General features: G+C 60.1%; 20 protein-coding genes, 2 tRNA genes and 1 riboswitch. Of the genes, 13 read left to right on the top strand and 9 right to left on the bottom strand.

Features of this window, described 5'->3' with window-relative positions; genetic code table 11:
* Positions 1-110 precede the first annotated feature (110 nt).
* The 3 genes from ACQ4MM_RS13025 (at position 111) to ACQ4MM_RS13015 (ending at position 1,972) form a co-directional block, all read left to right on the top strand.
* Positions 111-533 carry an OsmC family protein gene (locus ACQ4MM_RS13025; RefSeq protein WP_431477762.1) on the top strand — a complete coding sequence of 141 codons (423 nt, stop codon included), beginning with the start codon at positions 111-113 and terminating at the stop codon, positions 531-533.
* Positions 534-653: 120 nt separating this feature from the next.
* A complete protein-coding gene (locus ACQ4MM_RS13020; RefSeq protein ID WP_431477761.1) occupies positions 654-1,367 on the top strand; it encodes an SDR family oxidoreductase in 714 nt (237 codons plus the stop codon).
* A 272-nt stretch (positions 1,368-1,639) separates the two neighbouring features.
* Entirely contained in the window at positions 1,640-1,972 is a 333-nt protein-coding gene (locus tag ACQ4MM_RS13015) for a helix-turn-helix domain-containing protein (protein ID WP_431477760.1), read from the top strand.
* Between the two features lie 29 nt (positions 1,973-2,001).
* Here ACQ4MM_RS13015 and ACQ4MM_RS13010 read toward each other — a convergent pair whose 3' ends face one another.
* The 9 genes from ACQ4MM_RS13010 to glyA form a co-directional block, all read right to left on the bottom strand.
* Complete coding sequence (locus ACQ4MM_RS13010) at positions 2,002-2,622, bottom strand: riboflavin synthase (RefSeq protein ID WP_431477759.1); 621 nt, start codon at positions 2,620-2,622, stop codon at positions 2,002-2,004.
* Positions 2,623-2,630: 8 nt separating this feature from the next.
* Positions 2,631-3,728 carry a bifunctional diaminohydroxyphosphoribosylaminopyrimidine deaminase/5-amino-6-(5-phosphoribosylamino)uracil reductase RibD gene (ribD, locus tag ACQ4MM_RS13005; RefSeq protein ID WP_431477758.1) on the bottom strand — a complete coding sequence of 366 codons (1,098 nt, stop codon included), beginning with the start codon at positions 3,726-3,728 and terminating at the stop codon, positions 2,631-2,633.
* Entirely contained in the window at positions 3,725-4,351 is a 627-nt protein-coding gene (locus tag ACQ4MM_RS13000; protein ID WP_431477757.1) for a GspH/FimT family pseudopilin, read from the bottom strand. The genes ribD and ACQ4MM_RS13000 overlap by 4 nt, the downstream gene beginning before the upstream one ends.
* Positions 4,279-4,722: a type IV pilin protein gene (locus ACQ4MM_RS12995; RefSeq protein WP_431477756.1), complete on the bottom strand. Its 444-nt coding sequence runs from the start codon at positions 4,720-4,722 to the stop codon at positions 4,279-4,281. Before ACQ4MM_RS12995 ends, ACQ4MM_RS13000 begins: the two co-directional genes overlap by 73 nt.
* Positions 4,719-5,279, bottom strand: coding sequence for a PilX N-terminal domain-containing pilus assembly protein (locus ACQ4MM_RS12990; protein WP_431477755.1), 561 nt, complete (start codon positions 5,277-5,279; stop codon positions 4,719-4,721). Before ACQ4MM_RS12990 ends, ACQ4MM_RS12995 begins: the two co-directional genes overlap by 4 nt.
* Before the next feature lie 11 nt (positions 5,280-5,290).
* Positions 5,291-6,166: a PilW family protein gene (locus ACQ4MM_RS12985; RefSeq protein ID WP_431477754.1), complete on the bottom strand. Its 876-nt coding sequence runs from the start codon at positions 6,164-6,166 to the stop codon at positions 5,291-5,293.
* On the bottom strand, positions 6,163-6,744 hold the full coding sequence (pilV, locus tag ACQ4MM_RS12980; protein ID WP_431477753.1) for a type IV pilus modification protein PilV: 582 nt from the start codon (positions 6,742-6,744) through the stop codon (positions 6,163-6,165). The genes ACQ4MM_RS12985 and pilV overlap by 4 nt, the downstream gene beginning before the upstream one ends.
* A gap of 61 nt (positions 6,745-6,805) precedes the next feature.
* Positions 6,806-7,279, bottom strand: coding sequence for a transcriptional regulator NrdR (nrdR, locus tag ACQ4MM_RS12975; RefSeq protein ID WP_431477752.1), 474 nt, complete (start codon positions 7,277-7,279; stop codon positions 6,806-6,808).
* 78 nt (positions 7,280-7,357) lie between these two features.
* On the bottom strand, positions 7,358-8,602 hold the full coding sequence (glyA, locus tag ACQ4MM_RS12970) for a serine hydroxymethyltransferase (protein ID WP_431477751.1): 1,245 nt from the start codon (positions 8,600-8,602) through the stop codon (positions 7,358-7,360).
* A gap of 81 nt (positions 8,603-8,683) precedes the next feature.
* Positions 8,684-8,796: riboswitch (ZMP/ZTP riboswitch) on the bottom strand.
* Positions 8,797-9,027: 231 nt separating this feature from the next.
* On the opposite strand from glyA, the gene ACQ4MM_RS12965 reads away from it, so the two are divergent.
* From ACQ4MM_RS12965 to ACQ4MM_RS12920, 10 genes are all read left to right on the top strand, one after another.
* Positions 9,028-9,771, top strand: a complete 744-nt coding sequence (locus tag ACQ4MM_RS12965) for an SDR family NAD(P)-dependent oxidoreductase (RefSeq protein ID WP_431477750.1) — start codon at positions 9,028-9,030, stop codon at positions 9,769-9,771.
* Between the two features lie 119 nt (positions 9,772-9,890).
* A complete protein-coding gene (gene ybgC / locus ACQ4MM_RS12960; RefSeq protein WP_057263426.1) occupies positions 9,891-10,289 on the top strand; it encodes a tol-pal system-associated acyl-CoA thioesterase in 399 nt (132 codons plus the stop codon).
* 18 nt (positions 10,290-10,307) lie between these two features.
* On the top strand, positions 10,308-10,997 hold the full coding sequence (tolQ, locus tag ACQ4MM_RS12955; RefSeq protein WP_431477749.1) for a protein TolQ: 690 nt from the start codon (positions 10,308-10,310) through the stop codon (positions 10,995-10,997).
* 15 nt (positions 10,998-11,012) lie between these two features.
* Positions 11,013-11,453, top strand: a complete 441-nt coding sequence (locus ACQ4MM_RS12950; RefSeq protein ID WP_431477748.1) for a biopolymer transporter ExbD — start codon at positions 11,013-11,015, stop codon at positions 11,451-11,453.
* A 3-nt stretch (positions 11,454-11,456) separates the two neighbouring features.
* Positions 11,457-12,314, top strand: coding sequence for an energy transducer TonB (locus tag ACQ4MM_RS12945; protein WP_431477747.1), 858 nt, complete (start codon positions 11,457-11,459; stop codon positions 12,312-12,314).
* The gene (gene tolB, locus ACQ4MM_RS12940) at positions 12,314-13,579 is read left to right on the top strand and encodes a Tol-Pal system beta propeller repeat protein TolB (RefSeq protein WP_431477746.1); all 1,266 of its coding nucleotides are present in this window, start codon (positions 12,314-12,316) and stop codon (positions 13,577-13,579) included. The genes ACQ4MM_RS12945 and tolB overlap by 1 nt, the downstream gene beginning before the upstream one ends.
* Positions 13,580-13,634: 55 nt before the next feature.
* Positions 13,635-14,159, top strand: a complete 525-nt coding sequence (gene pal / locus ACQ4MM_RS12935; RefSeq protein ID WP_431477745.1) for a peptidoglycan-associated lipoprotein Pal — start codon at positions 13,635-13,637, stop codon at positions 14,157-14,159.
* Positions 14,160-14,246: 87 nt separating this feature from the next.
* On the top strand, positions 14,247-14,999 hold the full coding sequence (gene ybgF, locus ACQ4MM_RS12930; protein ID WP_431477744.1) for a tol-pal system protein YbgF: 753 nt from the start codon (positions 14,247-14,249) through the stop codon (positions 14,997-14,999).
* Between the two features lie 64 nt (positions 15,000-15,063).
* A tRNA-Lys gene (locus ACQ4MM_RS12925) sits at positions 15,064-15,139 on the top strand.
* Between the two features lie 17 nt (positions 15,140-15,156).
* Positions 15,157-15,232: transfer RNA gene (locus ACQ4MM_RS12920), tRNA-Lys, on the top strand.
* The last annotated feature ends 62 nt before the right edge of the window (positions 15,233-15,294 follow it).

The following is a 15,294-nucleotide window of genomic DNA, read 5'->3' as shown; positions in this document are numbered from 1 at the left end:
TTCTTTGTTAACCCGCTATTTTAAAGGATTTGGCGCACTTCCGCCCCTTGAGCGCCGCCATTAGGGGTTTTGGCCTAGACTGAATTGCTTTTTCAACCAAGGAGGCAGCGATGAAGACTAGCGGTTCGGCCGTCTGGACTGGCGGCATCAAGGATGGACGTGGAGCGATCAGTACGGCAAGCGGCGCGTTACAGGCGGCGCCATATGGATTTTCCAGCCGTTTCGAAGGTAAACCGGGCACCAATCCGGAAGAGTTGATCGGCGCGGCGCATGCCGGCTGCTTCACCATGGCCCTGTCGCTGATCCTGGGCGAAGCCGGATTCACGGCCGAAAAGATGGAAACCAAGGCCGAAGTAACGCTGGACAAGGTGGCGGACGGCTTTGCCATCAGCGCCATCCACCTCGACCTGCAGGCCAAGATTCCTGGCGCCGACCAGGCCAAGTTCGAGGAGCTTGCCAATAAGGCAAAAGTTGGCTGCCCGGTCTCCAAAGTCCTGAATACCAACATCACCCTCACCGCTACCCTGCTTTAGTCCGCAGCCGGGGCGCTTCGCGCGCCCCTTCAAAATTTTCCTTGAATTTTTTAATTGCGATCACTATTATTAAGTCATTCGATGACGACCGTCATCATTAACCCTTCAAGGAAACCCATCATGAACCTCAAAGATTCCGTCGTATTCATCACTGGCGCAAACCGTGGCCTGGGCCTGCAACTGGCAAAGGCAGCGCTGGCAGCCGGCGCGAAGAAAGTCTACGGCGCCGCCCGTGATCCGAAAACAGTCACCCTGCCCGGCGTAACCCCGGTCCAACTGGACGTGACCAAGCACGACGAAATCGCCGCCGTTACCCGTGAGTACAAAGATGTGACCGTGCTGATCAACAATGCCGGCATCGTCCGCGCCGGCGGCATCCTGGCCGACAACGCGCTTGAACAGGCGCGCGCCGAGCTGGAAACCAATGTGATCGGACCTATGCTGCTGAGCAAAGGCTTCGCCCCGGCGTTGAAAGCCAACGGCGGCGGCGCGATCGTCAACATCCTGTCCGTGCTGGCCTGGTACAGCCAGGGCCCGACCAATACTTACAGCATGTCGAAGTCAGCCGCCTGGGCGCTGACCAACGGCTTGCGCATTGAACTGGCCGCACAAGGCACGCAAGTGTTGGGCGCCCACATGGGCTATATGGATACCGACATGACTGCCGGCTACGAGATTGACAAGATCAAGCCGGAAGATGTCGCCGCACAAATCGTTGTAGCGCTCGCGGAAGGTAAAGAGGAAGTGCTGGCAGATGACCTCACCCGCCAGGTAAAACTGGGCATCAACGCCGAAGTGCCGGCCTACATCGCCGCCGCTCACATTACTGGCTGATCGCGCACAATGTGTAGCACCAAGTGCTACACTTATCCATGGATCGTAAGAAGGTGTTCAAAACGAAGACTTTCGACCGCTGGGCCAGGAAGGCGCAAAACGGCACAGTTCGGCAATTGTGTTCCTGGTCGGCCGTGAGAAAAGCCAACCCGGCCAAGATTTTCCTGATGCCGTCGTAACCGCAGCAAAAACTATCGCGGAGAGCCTACAGGCATTAACTCTGGTCCAGCTTGAAGAGCTCGCTGAGAGCCGCGATTTGAAGGAAATCTGCAGTGAGCAAGAAAGCGAGTGAAGAGGCCCGAATGCTCGGCGAGTTGTTGGAGACTGCGGAAAGTCTTAGCACTTATGGAGTCATGTCAAAAACGGACTTAGCGCATGTGCGAACGCTTTGCCACGAGCCCCCCGCCTACACGCCTGACCGGGTCATCGAGATTCGCACGACTAAAGCCAGGATGAGCCAAGCTGTCTTTGCATCCTTCCTCAACGTCAGCGTTTCAACCGTGCAGAAGTGGGAGTCTCCGACCGCCGGGAAACGCCCCAGCGGTGCAGCCGCAAAATTGCTTCAATTGGTCGAGATGAAAGGAATCGAAGCCCTGATTACCTAAACCACAGCACCCGCGCGTGGCGTCCCAAATCAACCCGCTGAGCTAAGCGACAGCATGCGCTCAACGTAGCGGGCGATCAAGTCGATCTCGAGGTTGACTCTGGACCCCGCCTTCAGGTGCTTCAACGTGGTGACCTGGATCGTGTGCGGGATCAGGTTGATCGAGAACGAGCAGCCGCTGGCGCTGTCTTCAACACGGTTGACGGTCAGCGAAACGCCGTTCACCACCACAGAACCTTTGTAGGCGAGGTATTTCGCCAGGTCGCGCGGGGCTTCGATCACCAGCTCGTGCGATTCGCCGACCGGCTCGAACTTGCGCACCACACCCAGGCCGTCAACGTGGCCGGAGACCAGGTGGCCGCCCAGGCGCTCGGCCAGGGTCAGGGCCTTTTCCAGGTTCACTTCCGTGGTGGTATCCAGGCCGACAGTCTTGTTCAGGCTTTCGCGCGAAACGTCGACGGTGAAGCCGGTGGCGGTTTTCTCCACCACCGTCATGCAGGCGCCGTTCAGGGCGATCGAGTCGCCCAGGCCGACGTCGGCCATCGGCAGGCCGCCCGCGTTCACGTCCAGGCGCACGCCCGCATCAGCGCCGCCTTCCAGCGGGGTTACGGTGTTGATTTTGCCGACGGCGGCTACGATTCCAGTAAACATAGTGATCTTTAATGAGGGTTGAATCGGGCAAGGATACGCAAATCGGCACCGACTTGCTTAACCTCGTGGAATTTCAGGCTGTGCTTGCCGCTGAGCTCTGTCAGCGCAGGCAGGGCGAACATCCCTTGCGCATCGCCCAGCAGGGTTGGTGCCAGGTAGACCAGCAGTTCGTCCACGCAGCCTTCGCGGATCATCGAGCCATTCAGCTTGCCGCCCGCCTCGACGTGCAGTTCGTTGATCTGGCGACGTCCCAGCTCACGCATCAGCTCCGGCAAATCGACTTTGCCGTGCGCGTTCGGCAGCACAATGATCTCGGCGCCCTTGTCACGCAGGACTGCTTCCTTTTCCGGATGATGGGCGGCGGCGATGATCCAGGTCCCGCCACCTTCCAGCACGCGCGCTTGTGGACTGATTTCCAGCTTGCTGTCGACCACGATCCGGCGTGGCTGGCGCGGCGTTTCGACGGCACGCACATTCAGTTGCGGGTCGTCGGCTTTTACCGTGCCGATACCGCTCAGGATGGCGCAGGCGCGCGCGCGCCAGGCGTGGCCGTCGGCGCGCGCCTCGGGACCGGTAATCCACTGGCTTTGACCATTGTGCAGGGCAGTCATGCCATCCAGGCTGGCAGCGGTCTTCATGCGCACCCAGGGTAAGCCATGGCGCATACGGTGGAAGAAGCCGATATTCATTTCATAGGCCTGGTCGGCCAGCAGGCCGCTGGCGACTTCAATCCCGGCGGCAGAAAGGCGCGCCATGCCATTGCCGGCAACCAGAGGATTGGGGTCTTCCATCGCCGCCACCACGCGTCCAAGTCCTTCCCGCACCAGCGCGTCCGCGCAGGGCGGCGTGCGGCCGTGGTGGCTGCATGGCTCCAGTGTGACGTAGGCAGTGGCGCCGCGTACATCGTGGCCGCGGCGCTTGGCGTCTTTCAGCGCCTGGACTTCGGCATGGTCCTGGCCAGCGGCTTGCGTCACGCCTTCGCCGATCACCACGCCGTCACGCACAATGACGCAGCCGATACGAGGATTCGGGGAGGTGGTGAACAGCCCTTTTTCCGCCCATTGCAGGGCGAGCCGCATGCCTTCGAGGTCACTGTTGATATTCATATGCTTGCGCAAGTAGCCGGTTCCAGGACGGGATCGCATAAGCGCGCCCTGCCCTGCATATTGATCTTGATATTGCGCTGCGCCCCGGCCAGTTCAAGGGTGATGGTGCCAAAATTGGCGGCATTCGGATGGGCGGAGCGGCAGCTTGTTCCTGCTGCATTATATGAAATATAGGAGGGGGTTGTGTTGTCGGTGAACCTGGCCCTTACCCGCAGGCGTTCGGGCGCCGCCCTGTGGCGGTACAGGATTGCCTCGTCAGGGTCGGGGCTGCGGTTGGCGTTAGCGTCAACAACAATCATCCAGCCTTGCTGCCAATCGCCGTTTTCAGCCAGCAGGGTCACCACGCGGCGGCGGGCGATGGCCTGGGCACGGGTGTCGTTGATGGCCGCCAGAAGGTCGGCGGAAGCGGTGCGCAGTTGGCGACCGGCCAGCATATTGCTGAGGTCGGGCAGCGCGGAGGCAAACAGGATGGACAGGACGGCGAGGACGATCATCAGCTCCAGCAGCGTGAAGCCGGGGCGTTTCTCTACCGGCTGGCGCGCCGCGTGCATCAGCGCCAGCAGCTGCGCGAGGGGCCGGTGGCCAGGTGAAGCCCGCTGCTGGTGAGGATGAGGCGTTCGCATTGCGGATCCCTGAAGCGGTTATCGACGTTGGACGTACCGGGCGTGGCAACCAGCTGGATGCAGTCGCGGATCTGCTGGCCGTCGCAAGCCTTGCCTTCCAGCTCATAGGCACTGGAACCGGCAGTGCGGCCGGACCACCAGCGGTAGTCCCCGGCAGTGTTGGCCGAGAACGCCACGTAGCTGTTGAAGCGCGTGAAATGGCGTTCCTGCTGCTGCATCAGCTCCTGCAGTGCGGCTTGCGCTTCGCTGCGACGCATGCGGATGACGGCTTCGCTCCAGACGGGCATCGCCACGCCTGCGAGTATGCCGATGATGACGAGGGCGGCCAGCATCCCGAGCAGGCTGCCACCTGCGCAGTCGCGCGCGCTCATTGACCACCCTCGCGGCGCGCGGCGTCGTGCAGCGCTGGCCAATCCATGATTTCGCGCCAACTGTGGCGGCGCACCGGTGCCGGTGGCGTGTAGCTGGCCTGAAGCACTGTCTCGGAGCCGGGACGCGTGCCGAAGCCAATCACTGTCACACGGTAGTAGTAGGCCGGCGGCGCACCGGCCGGCGTATAGGCGATGCGCTCCACCAGGTAGCGCGGACGGCGGAATGGCAGCACGCCCTGCCCGCTTTCCATCGAGGCGCCAGTCATCGCGCCATATTCAGTGCCGCCATTGCCAGCCAGGTCAACGGCTTGCCACGCGGGGGCGGGCCCGGAATTGTTCGCCGGGTCGAGTGGCTGGCCCAGGCCGGCGTTGATATCGCGTTCTGCATCCATCAGTGCATCCTCCGCAGACTGGAAGGCGATCAGGCGGTCCCGTTCAGCGCGGGCGGCCTTCTCGCCCAGCATGGCCATTTGAGCCGCCGACGCGCCGATGGTCAGCGCGGCGAGCAGCAACAGCATCGTTACAGGAAGAGTGACGCCACGCTCGTAGTAGTGCATGGCGGCCTCCGTCAAGGGTTGCGCAAGGCGACAGTCGCCGTGAACAGGCGCCGCGCACGGTGCTGCATCGGCGCTGGCAAGCTGGCTTCGTCGATGCGTGCTCCCGGATCGGCGCCCGGCAGCAATTCGTAGCTGCTTAACCGGTTGCCGCCGCGCGAGCCGCTTTCCCCGTGCAGCAGCAAGACAATGCGGACGCTGGTGATGCGGCGCCAATGAGGCCGCATCACACGTTCCGCCGCAGGGAGCATGTCATCGAGGGCGTCAATTCCGCGGGCAGTCAGGTAAAGGTTGGGGATGTTGTCGCGCGGGCTGTCGGTATCGATGCCATATAGAAGGTGGAAGGCATCGACTCCGCGCACTACGGCATCGGAACCCCAGCCATTCTCGCCCTTGTATTTGCAGCGAAGTTCGGCGATGCCATCGCCGGCCCGGGCCAGATAGAAAATGCTCCACGCCCATTCGCCAGAATCGGCGGGAAAACCGGCGCAATTGAGCATAGCCCCGCCAGCCGTTGCGCCGATGATCGCAGTGGCAGCGTAACGAATGGCCAGTGCATCGCTGCCGTTGACGGATGCTTGTGGGTCGCCGAGGCCTTCGGCATTGGTAGCCACGCCAGCTGCATCGCGGCCCTCAATGGCAAGAGGTGGTGCTGGTCCGGTGGCAGCATCAGCGCCCGGCTCACCGGGATAGCCTGCCTGGCGCAGGGATTGACCGATGATCGACAGAGCGAAGCGGCCACTATCGTCAATGCGCGTATTGGCGCCGTTATGCAGGAAGTCGCCATTGGAGGCGTGCAGCAGCGAAGCAGCCGCCAGCGCGACCAGCAGGCTAAGCGCCATGGCGATCAGGACTTCCGGCATGGCCAATCCGTGCTGGAGCGGCTTCATTGCCCTTCTCCCGCGCCAGGTGGCGCACCTGATGGCGGCAGCAGCGGCGGCCCGGCAAGCGCGACGGGCAAAGCTATACCAGGCGCGGCGGTGAAGCTGGTGCTGGAGCCATCCGGGCGACGGCTATGCCAACCTATTTTGATGACAACGGGAGCATCGGCAGCGCCGGAGCACGGCCATTGCAACTGCCCGCCGGGCGCGGCGCTGGAATCGCGGCAAACTACAGCACGGGCGCGCGGCAGCGTGGCCGCTAGATGCCGGCGAAATTCACTGAGCTCCAGGCGTGCAATGGTGGCCGGGTCGCAAGGGGCAGCAGCACAATTGGCCGGCGCATCGAGCGCCGCGGCCGTTTCCGCATCAAACTCAAAACCCAGGTAAGCGGAAGACTGCGCAGCGTTGGCGCGAATGCGGTCGGCCAGCGTCGCGGCAGCCTGCAGGGCTTCGGTCTGCAGTGCCGATTCCTGCCGAGAGCGCATGGCGTGCGCCTGCATCGCCAGCGCGCCGACCAGGCCGACGGCGAGCAGCAGCACGGCAACCAGCACTTCCACCATGGTGAACCCAGCAAATGGATGACGCATAGCGCAGCCCTCCCCCTGCTGATCAAATTAGTCAGCAGAGGACTTGCGGGTTTGAGAAATATCAAGCCTTGGAAGAGAGCTCTTGACCGTCACCAACTTCTTCGATCGCGTCCTGGAATTCGGCCAGGTCTTCGAAGTTCTTGTAGACGGAAGCGAAGCGGATATACGCCACCTTGTCGAGGCGTTTGAGTTCAGCCATGACGAGTTCGCCAACGAAGACGGAATCGACTTCACGCTGGCCGCTGGTCAGCAGCTTTTCTTCAATGGAGGACACCGCCTTGTCGACAGACTCGGCGGCAACTGGGCGCTTGCGCAAGGCCAGCATCAGGCTGGCGCGCAGCTTGTCGGCCGAATACTCGGTGCGGCTGCCGTTTTTCTTAACCACGTAAGGCATGGTCAGTTCGATCCGCTCCCACGTGGTGAAGCGCTTATCGCAATTCACGCAGCGCCGGCGCCGCTTGATGGCGTCCCCTTCCTCCGACACGCGGGTGTCGAGGACCTGGATATCATCGTGCTGGCAGAACGGGCATTTCATGGATGTGGCGTCTCTTATTATTGAATGAAAAAGCGCCGGACCTTTCGATCCGGCGCCTCGATAGTACCAACCGCGTGCTTAGGCGTAAACAGGGAATTTATCAGCCAGCACCTTCACAGCGGCTTTCACGCGCTCGATGGTTGCTGCGTCGTGCGGGTTATCCAGCACGTCGGCGATCAGGTTGCCCACTTCTTCCGCTTCCGCTTCCTTGAAACCGCGGGTGGTGAAGGCTGGCGAACCCAGACGAATACCGGAGGTCACGAATGGCTTCTGTGGGTCGTTAGGGATGCCGTTCTTATTGCAGGTCATGTGCGCCTGGCCCAGGATAGCTTCCGCTTCCTTGCCGGTCAGGTTCTTGGCGCGCAGGTCGACCAGGAACACATGCGACTCGGTGCCGCCGGACACGATGCGCAGGCCGCGCTTGATCAGGGTCTTGGCCAGCACGTCGGCGTTCTTCACCACTTGCTGCTGGTAGGCCTTGAATTCCGGGGTCAGCGCTTCCTTGAAGGCCACTGCCTTGCCAGCGATCACGTGCATCAGCGGACCGCCCTGGATGCCAGGGAAGATCGAGGAGTTGATGATCTTTTCGTGTTCGGCTTTCATCAGGATGATGCCGCCACGTGGGCCGCGCAGGGACTTGTGGGTGGTGGAAGTCACGAAGTCAGCGTGCGGAACCGGGTTCGGGTACAGGCCAGCGGCGATCAGGCCGGCATAGTGCGCCATGTCGACCATGAAGTAGGCGCCAATGGCCTTGGCTACTTTAGCGAAGCGTTCGAAGTCGATCTTCTTGGAGAAAGCCGAAGCGCCGGCGATGATCAGCTTAGGCTTGTGTTCTTTCGCCAGGGCTTCCATTGCGTCGTAGTCGATGTCTTCTTCCGGGGTCAGACCGTAGGAAACCACGTTGAACCATTTGCCGGACATGTTCAGCGCCATGCCGTGGGTCAGGTGACCGCCTTCCGCCAGCGACATGCCCATGATGGTGTCGCCTGGCTTCAGGACAGCGAAGAACACGCCCTGGTTAGCCTGGGAACCGGAGTTAGGCTGCACGTTAGCCGCTTCGGCGCCGAACAGCTGCTTGACACGGTCGATAGCCAGTTGCTCGACGACGTCCACGTACTCGCAGCCACCGTAGTAGCGCTTGCCTGGATAGCCTTCGGCGTATTTGTTGGTGAGCTGGGAGCCCTGGGCTTCCATTACGGCTGGCGAAGTGTAGTTCTCAGAAGCGATCAGCTCGATGTGGTCGTGCTGGCGCTTGTTCTCGTTCTGGATAGCGGCAAACAGCTCCGCGTCAACGTTGGCGAGGGTGTGATCTTTTGCGAACATGAAATTACTCCAGTTTTTAAGGCAGATTGGATCGAATCGGGAGCCAAAAAGTGACAGGGCAGCCGAAACGCACGTTTCCATCGTGGCTGCCCAGGCGAACGGCTGATTGATATATCTCACGTTCCCCGGTGGTTGCCCACCTCTCACCAGCAGCGCAAGCGCCAGCTAGTTTTTCGCCAGTTACGTGAGACCGTAATGGAGCCAAGATTGTAGATTAAGTGGCCAGATCCGGCAATCGTTTGGCTTTTTTCGCTATGTTTTGCCGTGGTTCCGGCCTAAAACCGGTAAACCAGGGTCTGACCCAAGGGTCAGACCCGCGTGATCAACAGTCAGCGGCTTCGGCATCTCGGGTCAGACCCTTGGGTCTGACCCCGGTTTACCGGTTTGGCGTTAGAATCGCCAAAGTTAATAATAGGAGTTCGACCATGATCGTGTTAGTTACCGGCGCAACCGCCGGTTTTGGCGCCGCGATGGCGCGTGTTTTCGTCAAGAACGGTCATAAAGTAATCGCTGCCGGCCGTCGCGTCGAACGTCTGGAAGCCTTAGCCACCGAGCTGGGCCCGAATTTGTTGCCGGTCAAGCTGGACGTCACCGACAAAGGCGCAATCCATGCCACCCTGGCCTCCCTGCCCGCCGAGTGGAAAGAAATCGACGTCCTGATCAATAACGCCGGCCTGGCGCTCGGCATCAAAGGTGCCCATGAAGCCGATCTGGAAGACTGGGAAACCATGATCGCCACGAACTGTACCGGCCTGGTCACCATCACCCGGGCCCTGCTCCCAGGCATGGTTGAACGCGGCCGCGGCACCATCATCAACCTCGGCTCGGTAGCCGGTGCTTATCCTTACCCAGGCGGCAACGTCTACGGCGCTACCAAGGCCTTCGTCGAACAGTTCACCCTCAACCTGCGTGCCGACCTGATCGGTACCGGTGTGCGCGCTACCAATATCGCGCCAGGCCTGTGCGGCGGTACCGAATTCTCCAACGTGCGCTTGAAAGATGACGCGGCCGCGGCCAAAGTCTACGAAGGCACAACCCCGCTGACCGCCGACGATATCGCCAACACAGCTTTCTGGATTGCAACATTGCCGCAACACATTAATGTAAACTCCATAGAATTGATGCCAACCTGCCAAGGATTCTCGCCATTCGCGATTAAACGGGGCTAAAATGCCGCCGCATATAAGGGAAAACCGTAAGAAATTGTTACGAGATTGTGCAAAATACGATGCCGCCGATTCATTTGGCGTAAAATGTTGCCGATTCTCACTTAGTAGCTCTTCTATCTATGTCGTCTGAGTTCACCTGGGAGGTCCGCGTCTATTACGAAGACACGGACGCCGGCGGAATTGTCTATTACGCGAACTATTTGAAGTTCTTCGAGCGCGCGCGCACCGAGTGGTTGCGCTCCCTCGACGTTAACCAGGATAGCCTCCTGCGGGAACACGACGCCATGTTTGTTGTCAAAAATGTCAGCGCGGACTACCACGCGCCAGCGCGACTAGACGATGTAATAAAATTGACGCTTCGTATTGATAAACTGGGCCGCGCTTCGATCCAGTTTGTACAGGAGGCGTGGTGCGGCGACCGCCTCTTAAATACTGCCCACGTTAAAGTTGGCTGTGTCGACTCGGCCCTGCGCCCTCGCGCCGTGCCGGATGCCGTTGCGGCCCGCATGCGCGCATAATAATTAGATTGAGAAACAATGAACGTCACCCAAGACCTTTCCTTCATCGCCCTCATCACCAACGCACACCTGATCGTTCAGTTGATCATGGCGCTGCTGCTTGCTGTTTCCGTTATCAGCTGGACCTATATTTTCAAGAAGCTGTTTGATGTGCGCGGCGCGCGTAAGCAGACCGTCGAATTCGAAAAGACCTTCTGGGCCGGCGGCAACCTGCACGCCCTGCACGCCAGCGCGGGCAACGACCGCGCCAACAGCGGCGCCCTGGCTCGTATCTTCGAAGCCGGCATGGGTGAGTACATCAAGGGTAAGCAAGCCGCCGCCAGCAGCCGCGACATGAACATGGGCGACGTGCTGGACGGTGCCCGCCGCGCCATGCGCGCTGCCTTCCAGCGCGAGATGGATGCACTGGAAGCGCACCTGGCGTTCCTGGCATCGGTCGGTTCCGTCTCCCCTTACATCGGCCTGCTCGGTACCGTGTGGGGCATCATGAACGCCTTCCGCGGCCTGGCCAATGTGCAGCAGGCAACGCTGTCGGCCGTGGCGCCCGGCATTGCCGAAGCGCTGATCGCGACTGCTATCGGCCTGTTCGCCGCTATTCCGGCCGTTGTGGCGTACAACCGCTTCTCGCACGACATTGACCGCCTGGCGATCCGCTTCGAGAGCTTCGTTGAAGAATTCTCGAACATCCTGCAGCGCCAGTCCCGTTAAAAGGCGAAACTGAAGATGGCCTCTTCCTTCTCCAGCAGCATGCGCGGCAGCCGTGGCGGCCGCAAGCTGAAGTCCGAGATCAACGTCGTGCCGTATATCGACGTGATGCTCTGCCTGCTGATCATCTTCATGGTGATGCCGACCTCGAACAACCCGCAGTCGATCGACCTGCCGCACGCCGAAAAAGCTTCGCGCCCGCCGGATGCGTATATCCAGGTACAGGTGAAGCCGAACGGCTCGCTGATGATCGGCATCGCCGGCAAATCGGCCGAAGCGCCGGAAACCGAGCCGAACCGCGAGGCCCTGGTGCGCAAGCTGCGCACCATGCATGAAAAATATCCTGAGTACCCGGTGCTGATCGCCGGCGACAAGGAAAGCAAGTACGACGATGTGATCCAATTGATTTCCGAAGCGAAGAAGATGGGGATTAACCGCGTTGGCTTGGCAACGAAGTAAGGCATGGCAATGACGATGGCAAATGCAGGCGGACCGTACCGTGTGCCGAAGCGGCACGGCGGCACCAGCGCGTTTGTGCTCGCGGCGGTGATGCATGGCGTGCTGTTTGCATTCCTGTGGGTTGGCATTCGCTGGAACAATGACCCGGTCGGCGTTGATGCCGAGATCTGGGACATGACCACGCAGATGGCCGCGCCGAAAGCGCCTGAACCGGAACCGCAGCCCGAGCCTGAACCGGAGCCGCCTGCGCGCACGCCAGAACCACCACCTCCCCCACCGGAAGTGGTGAAGCCGGCGCAACCGGATCCTGAGATCGCGCTGCAGAAGAAGAAAGAGAAAGAAAAGCAAGAAGCCGTCGACAGGAAACTTGCCGAGCTGAAGAAGAAACTGGACGACGAGAAGAAGCGTCTGGCCGACCTCGATAAGCAGGATAAGCTGGACAAGCTGGAAAAAGAAAAAGCCAAACGACAGGCGGAACTGAAAGAGAAGGAAAAGCTTGCCAAAACCCGTGCTGCGGAAATGCAGCGCATTATGGGCTCGGCGGCTGCAGGCTCCACCGGAACGGCGGCACGTTCGACCGCACCTAACCTGGACAAAGGCTATGTCTCAAAGCTGCGCACCAAGATCATGGGCCGCATCGATTATCCTGGCGCCAAGCAGGATATAGAAGCAAGGTTCATGGTCAGCCAGCTTCCTAGCGGCGAAGTCATGTCGGTTAAAAAAACAAAGAGCAGCGGCGTAGCTGCATATGACACTGCGGTGGAGAATGCGATTTATAAGGCCTCGCCCCTGCCTAAGCGTGACGACGGCACGGTGGCGCGCGAGCTTGAACTCGTGTTCAATTTGAAGGACGTACCTTGATGAACAAAGCTAAATTGATGTTCGTAGTGGCCGGCGCGGCATTTGCGCTGTCGGCACAGGCACAACTGCGCGTGGAAATTTCCGGCGTCGGCAGCAACCAGATCCCGGTCGCCATCGGCCCATGTGCCAATGAAGCGTCGGCCCCGGCCCAGATTTCGGAGATCGTCAAAGCCGACCTGACGCGCAGCGGCATGTTCAAGATCATCGACGCCACGCCGACCACCAACCTGATGCAGACTGAAGCAACCAGCTGGAAGGCGCGCGGCGCCGACGCACTGGTAGCCTGCTCCGTGCAGACGCTCGGCAACGGCCAGTTCGAAGTGCAGTACCGCCTGATGTCGACGGTACAGGGCAACGACCTGTCCGGCTTCCGCGCCCCGATGCCGAACCAGTACGGCCGCCTGGCCGCACACAAGATCGCCGACGACGTGTATGAGAAGCTAACCGGCATCAAAGGCGTGTTCTCGACCCGTATCGCCTACGTGGTTCAGCAAGGCCGCCAGTACCGCCTGGAAGTGGCGGACGCCGACGGCGAGAACGTGATCCCTGCCCTGACCTCGACCGAACCGATCATCTCGCCATCGTGGTCGCCGGACGGCACCAAGGTCGCCTACGTCTCCTTCGAACAGCGCAAGCCAGTGGTTTACGTGCAGAACCTGGTGACCCGCCAGCGCACCGTCGTGGCCAATGAAAAAGGCAACAACTCCGCACCGGCCTGGTCGCCGGACGGCAAGCGCCTGGCAGTGGCCCTGTCCAAGACCGGCAACACCCAGATCTTTATCGTCAATGCCGACGGCAGCGGCATCCGCCGCCTGACCAATGGCAGCACCATCGACACCGAACCGCAATTCAGTGCCGACGGCCAGTACGTCTATTTCACCAGCGACCGCAGCGGCGGTCCGCAGATTTATCGCATGAGCGTCAACGGCGGGGAAGCCCAGCGCGTGACGTTCGGCAGCTCGTACAATATCAGCCCGCGCATTTCCGCTGACGGCAAGACGCTGGCTTATATTTCGCGGCGCGATGGCGGCGCCTTCCAGTTGTTCGTACTGGACCTGGAATCCCGCCAAGAGCAACGCCTGTCCGATACCACCAGCGACGATTCGCCAAGTTTCGCTCCGAATGGCAAATACATCCTGTACGCCACTCAGAACGGCGGCCGCCGCTCGCTGGCGGTGGCATCGACAGACGGCCGGGTTAAGCAGCGCCTGAGTATTCAGGCGGGCAATATCAAGGAACCCACTTGGGGCCCTTTCATGAAGTGAAGAAGTAAAAGAAGTAAACGAGAAGTAGCACCTTTAACGACCAGGAGAAATAAAAATGCGTAACGTAAAACACGTAGCCTTCATCCTCAGCACCGCCGCCCTGCTGGCAGCTTGCTCGACCCCACAACCAGAAACCAAAGCACCGGAAGTGATTGAGAAGCCAGCCGAGCCAGTCAAGCAAGCCGACACCCGCGCTGTTGAGCCAGTCAAAGCAGAAGTTGACGAACTGGACATCCCAGGCGGCAAGCTGGCCAACCGTTCCGTGTACTTCGACTTCGACAGCTACGTTGTGCGTGAAGACGGCAAAGAAGTGGTGTCGAACCACGCTGCATACCTGGGCAAAAACCAGCGCGCAATCCTGATCCAAGGTAACACCGACGAACGCGGCGGCTCCGAGTACAACCTGGCCCTGGGCCAGAAGCGTGCTGAAGCTGTGCGCAAGTCGATGGCAGCCCTGGGCGTGCCAGAAGGCCGCATGGAAGCCGTATCCCTGGGCGAAGAAAAACCTAAGGCTGAAGGCCACAGCGAAGAAGCATGGTCGCAGAACCGCCGTGCTGACATCGTTTACAAAGCTAAGTAATTCGCTAGCTTAACAATGCCGCACAAGGGGCAGCGCGCAGTTTATACTGCGCCCTGCCCCATTTCTTTTTTTGTGCAAGGAAGAAAAATGAAATTCACTAAGTCTGCCCTGATGGCAGCCCTGTTCGCTGCCACCCTGCCCCTGACCGCCTCCGCCGGCTTGTTCGACGATGAAGAAGCGCGCAAAGCCATCATGGACTTGAAGTCCAAGGTCGCCAAGCTGGAAGCGGACCTGAAGAACCTGATCGACACCAAGACAGACAAGAACACCACGCTCGACATGATCTCGCAGCAGGACCAGCTGCGCGAAGAAGTTGCGCGCCTGCGCGGCCAGACAGAAATCCTGCTGAACGAAATCCAGGTCGCCCAGAAGCGCCAGAAAGACTTCTACACCGACCTCGACGCCCGCATGAAGAAGCTGGAGCCACGCCAGGTGACCATCGACGGCCAGACCTCCTCGGTCAATATGGACGAACAGAACGCCTACGACAACGCGATGGCGCAGTTCAAGAGCGGCGACTACAAAGGCGCTGCCAGCGCGCTGGGCGACTTCGTGAAGCGCTTTAGCGCCTCGGCCTACGCCTCCAACGCGCAATACTGGCTGGGTAACGCCTACTATGCCCAGGGCGACTGCAAGAACGCCATCACCGCCCAGCAAGTAGTCGTGAAGACCTGGCCGGACAGCCAGAAAGCAGCAGACGCCATGCTGAACATCGCAAGCTGCCAGACCGAATTGAAGGCAATGAACAATGCCAAAAAGACATTGCAAGACCTGATCAAGAATTATCCAGGCACCCCGGCGGCCGCTACCGCCAAGGACCGCCTGAAATCCATCAAGTAAAAAGTACAGGCGGGCATTTGACAGCTGGGATAGTCCAGCCTATAATCTCGCTTCTTCTTTCGACGGGTCGTTAGCTCAGTTGGTAGAGCAGCGGACTTTTAATCCGTTGGTCGCAGGTTCGAGCCCCGCACGGCCTACCATTCGAAATTAGAACCTTGGGTCGTTAGCTCAGTTGGTAGAGCAGCGGACTTTTAATCCGTTGGTCGCAGGTTCGAGCCCCGCACGGCCTACCAAGATACGCAGAGAAGCCCACGAATTTCGGTTCGTGGGCTTTTTTGTTTCTGGTGCATATCCA

This window comes from Massilia eburnea (genome assembly GCF_050709955.1).
Taxonomy (GTDB): domain Bacteria; phylum Pseudomonadota; class Gammaproteobacteria; order Burkholderiales; family Burkholderiaceae_D; genus Rugamonas; species Rugamonas eburnea_A.
This window is presented reverse-complemented; position numbering and strand designations above follow the sequence as displayed.

What these genes read in the sequence shown, in the direction of transcription:
- ACQ4MM_RS13025 (WP_431477762.1), top strand. Translation starts at nt 111, where the DNA reads ATGAAGACTAGCGGTTCGGCCGTCTGGACTGGCGGCATCAAGGATGGA.
- ACQ4MM_RS13020 (WP_431477761.1), top strand. Translation starts at nt 654, where the DNA reads ATGAACCTCAAAGATTCCGTCGTATTCATCACTGGCGCAAACCGTGGC.
- ACQ4MM_RS13010 (WP_431477759.1), bottom strand. Translation starts at nt 2,622, where the DNA reads ATGTTTACTGGAATCGTAGCCGCCGTCGGCAAAATCAACACCGTAACC.
- ribD (WP_431477758.1), bottom strand. Translation starts at nt 3,728, where the DNA reads ATGAATATCAACAGTGACCTCGAAGGCATGCGGCTCGCCCTGCAATGG.
- ACQ4MM_RS13000 (WP_431477757.1), bottom strand. Translation starts at nt 4,351, where the DNA reads ATGCGAACGCCTCATCCTCACCAGCAGCGGGCTTCACCTGGCCACCGG.
- ACQ4MM_RS12995 (WP_431477756.1), bottom strand. Translation starts at nt 4,722, where the DNA reads ATGAGCGCGCGCGACTGCGCAGGTGGCAGCCTGCTCGGGATGCTGGCC.
- ACQ4MM_RS12990 (WP_431477755.1), bottom strand. Translation starts at nt 5,279, where the DNA reads ATGCACTACTACGAGCGTGGCGTCACTCTTCCTGTAACGATGCTGTTG.
- ACQ4MM_RS12985 (WP_431477754.1), bottom strand. Translation starts at nt 6,166, where the DNA reads ATGAAGCCGCTCCAGCACGGATTGGCCATGCCGGAAGTCCTGATCGCC.
- pilV (WP_431477753.1), bottom strand. Translation starts at nt 6,744, where the DNA reads ATGCGTCATCCATTTGCTGGGTTCACCATGGTGGAAGTGCTGGTTGCC.
- nrdR (WP_431477752.1), bottom strand. Translation starts at nt 7,279, where the DNA reads ATGAAATGCCCGTTCTGCCAGCACGATGATATCCAGGTCCTCGACACC.
- glyA (WP_431477751.1), bottom strand. Translation starts at nt 8,602, where the DNA reads ATGTTCGCAAAAGATCACACCCTCGCCAACGTTGACGCGGAGCTGTTT.
- ACQ4MM_RS12965 (WP_431477750.1), top strand. Translation starts at nt 9,028, where the DNA reads ATGATCGTGTTAGTTACCGGCGCAACCGCCGGTTTTGGCGCCGCGATG.
- ybgC (WP_057263426.1), top strand. Translation starts at nt 9,891, where the DNA reads ATGTCGTCTGAGTTCACCTGGGAGGTCCGCGTCTATTACGAAGACACG.
- tolQ (WP_431477749.1), top strand. Translation starts at nt 10,308, where the DNA reads ATGAACGTCACCCAAGACCTTTCCTTCATCGCCCTCATCACCAACGCA.
- ACQ4MM_RS12950 (WP_431477748.1), top strand. Translation starts at nt 11,013, where the DNA reads ATGGCCTCTTCCTTCTCCAGCAGCATGCGCGGCAGCCGTGGCGGCCGC.
- ACQ4MM_RS12945 (WP_431477747.1), top strand. Translation starts at nt 11,457, where the DNA reads ATGGCAATGACGATGGCAAATGCAGGCGGACCGTACCGTGTGCCGAAG.
- tolB (WP_431477746.1), top strand. Translation starts at nt 12,314, where the DNA reads ATGAACAAAGCTAAATTGATGTTCGTAGTGGCCGGCGCGGCATTTGCG.
- pal (WP_431477745.1), top strand. Translation starts at nt 13,635, where the DNA reads ATGCGTAACGTAAAACACGTAGCCTTCATCCTCAGCACCGCCGCCCTG.
- ybgF (WP_431477744.1), top strand. Translation starts at nt 14,247, where the DNA reads ATGAAATTCACTAAGTCTGCCCTGATGGCAGCCCTGTTCGCTGCCACC.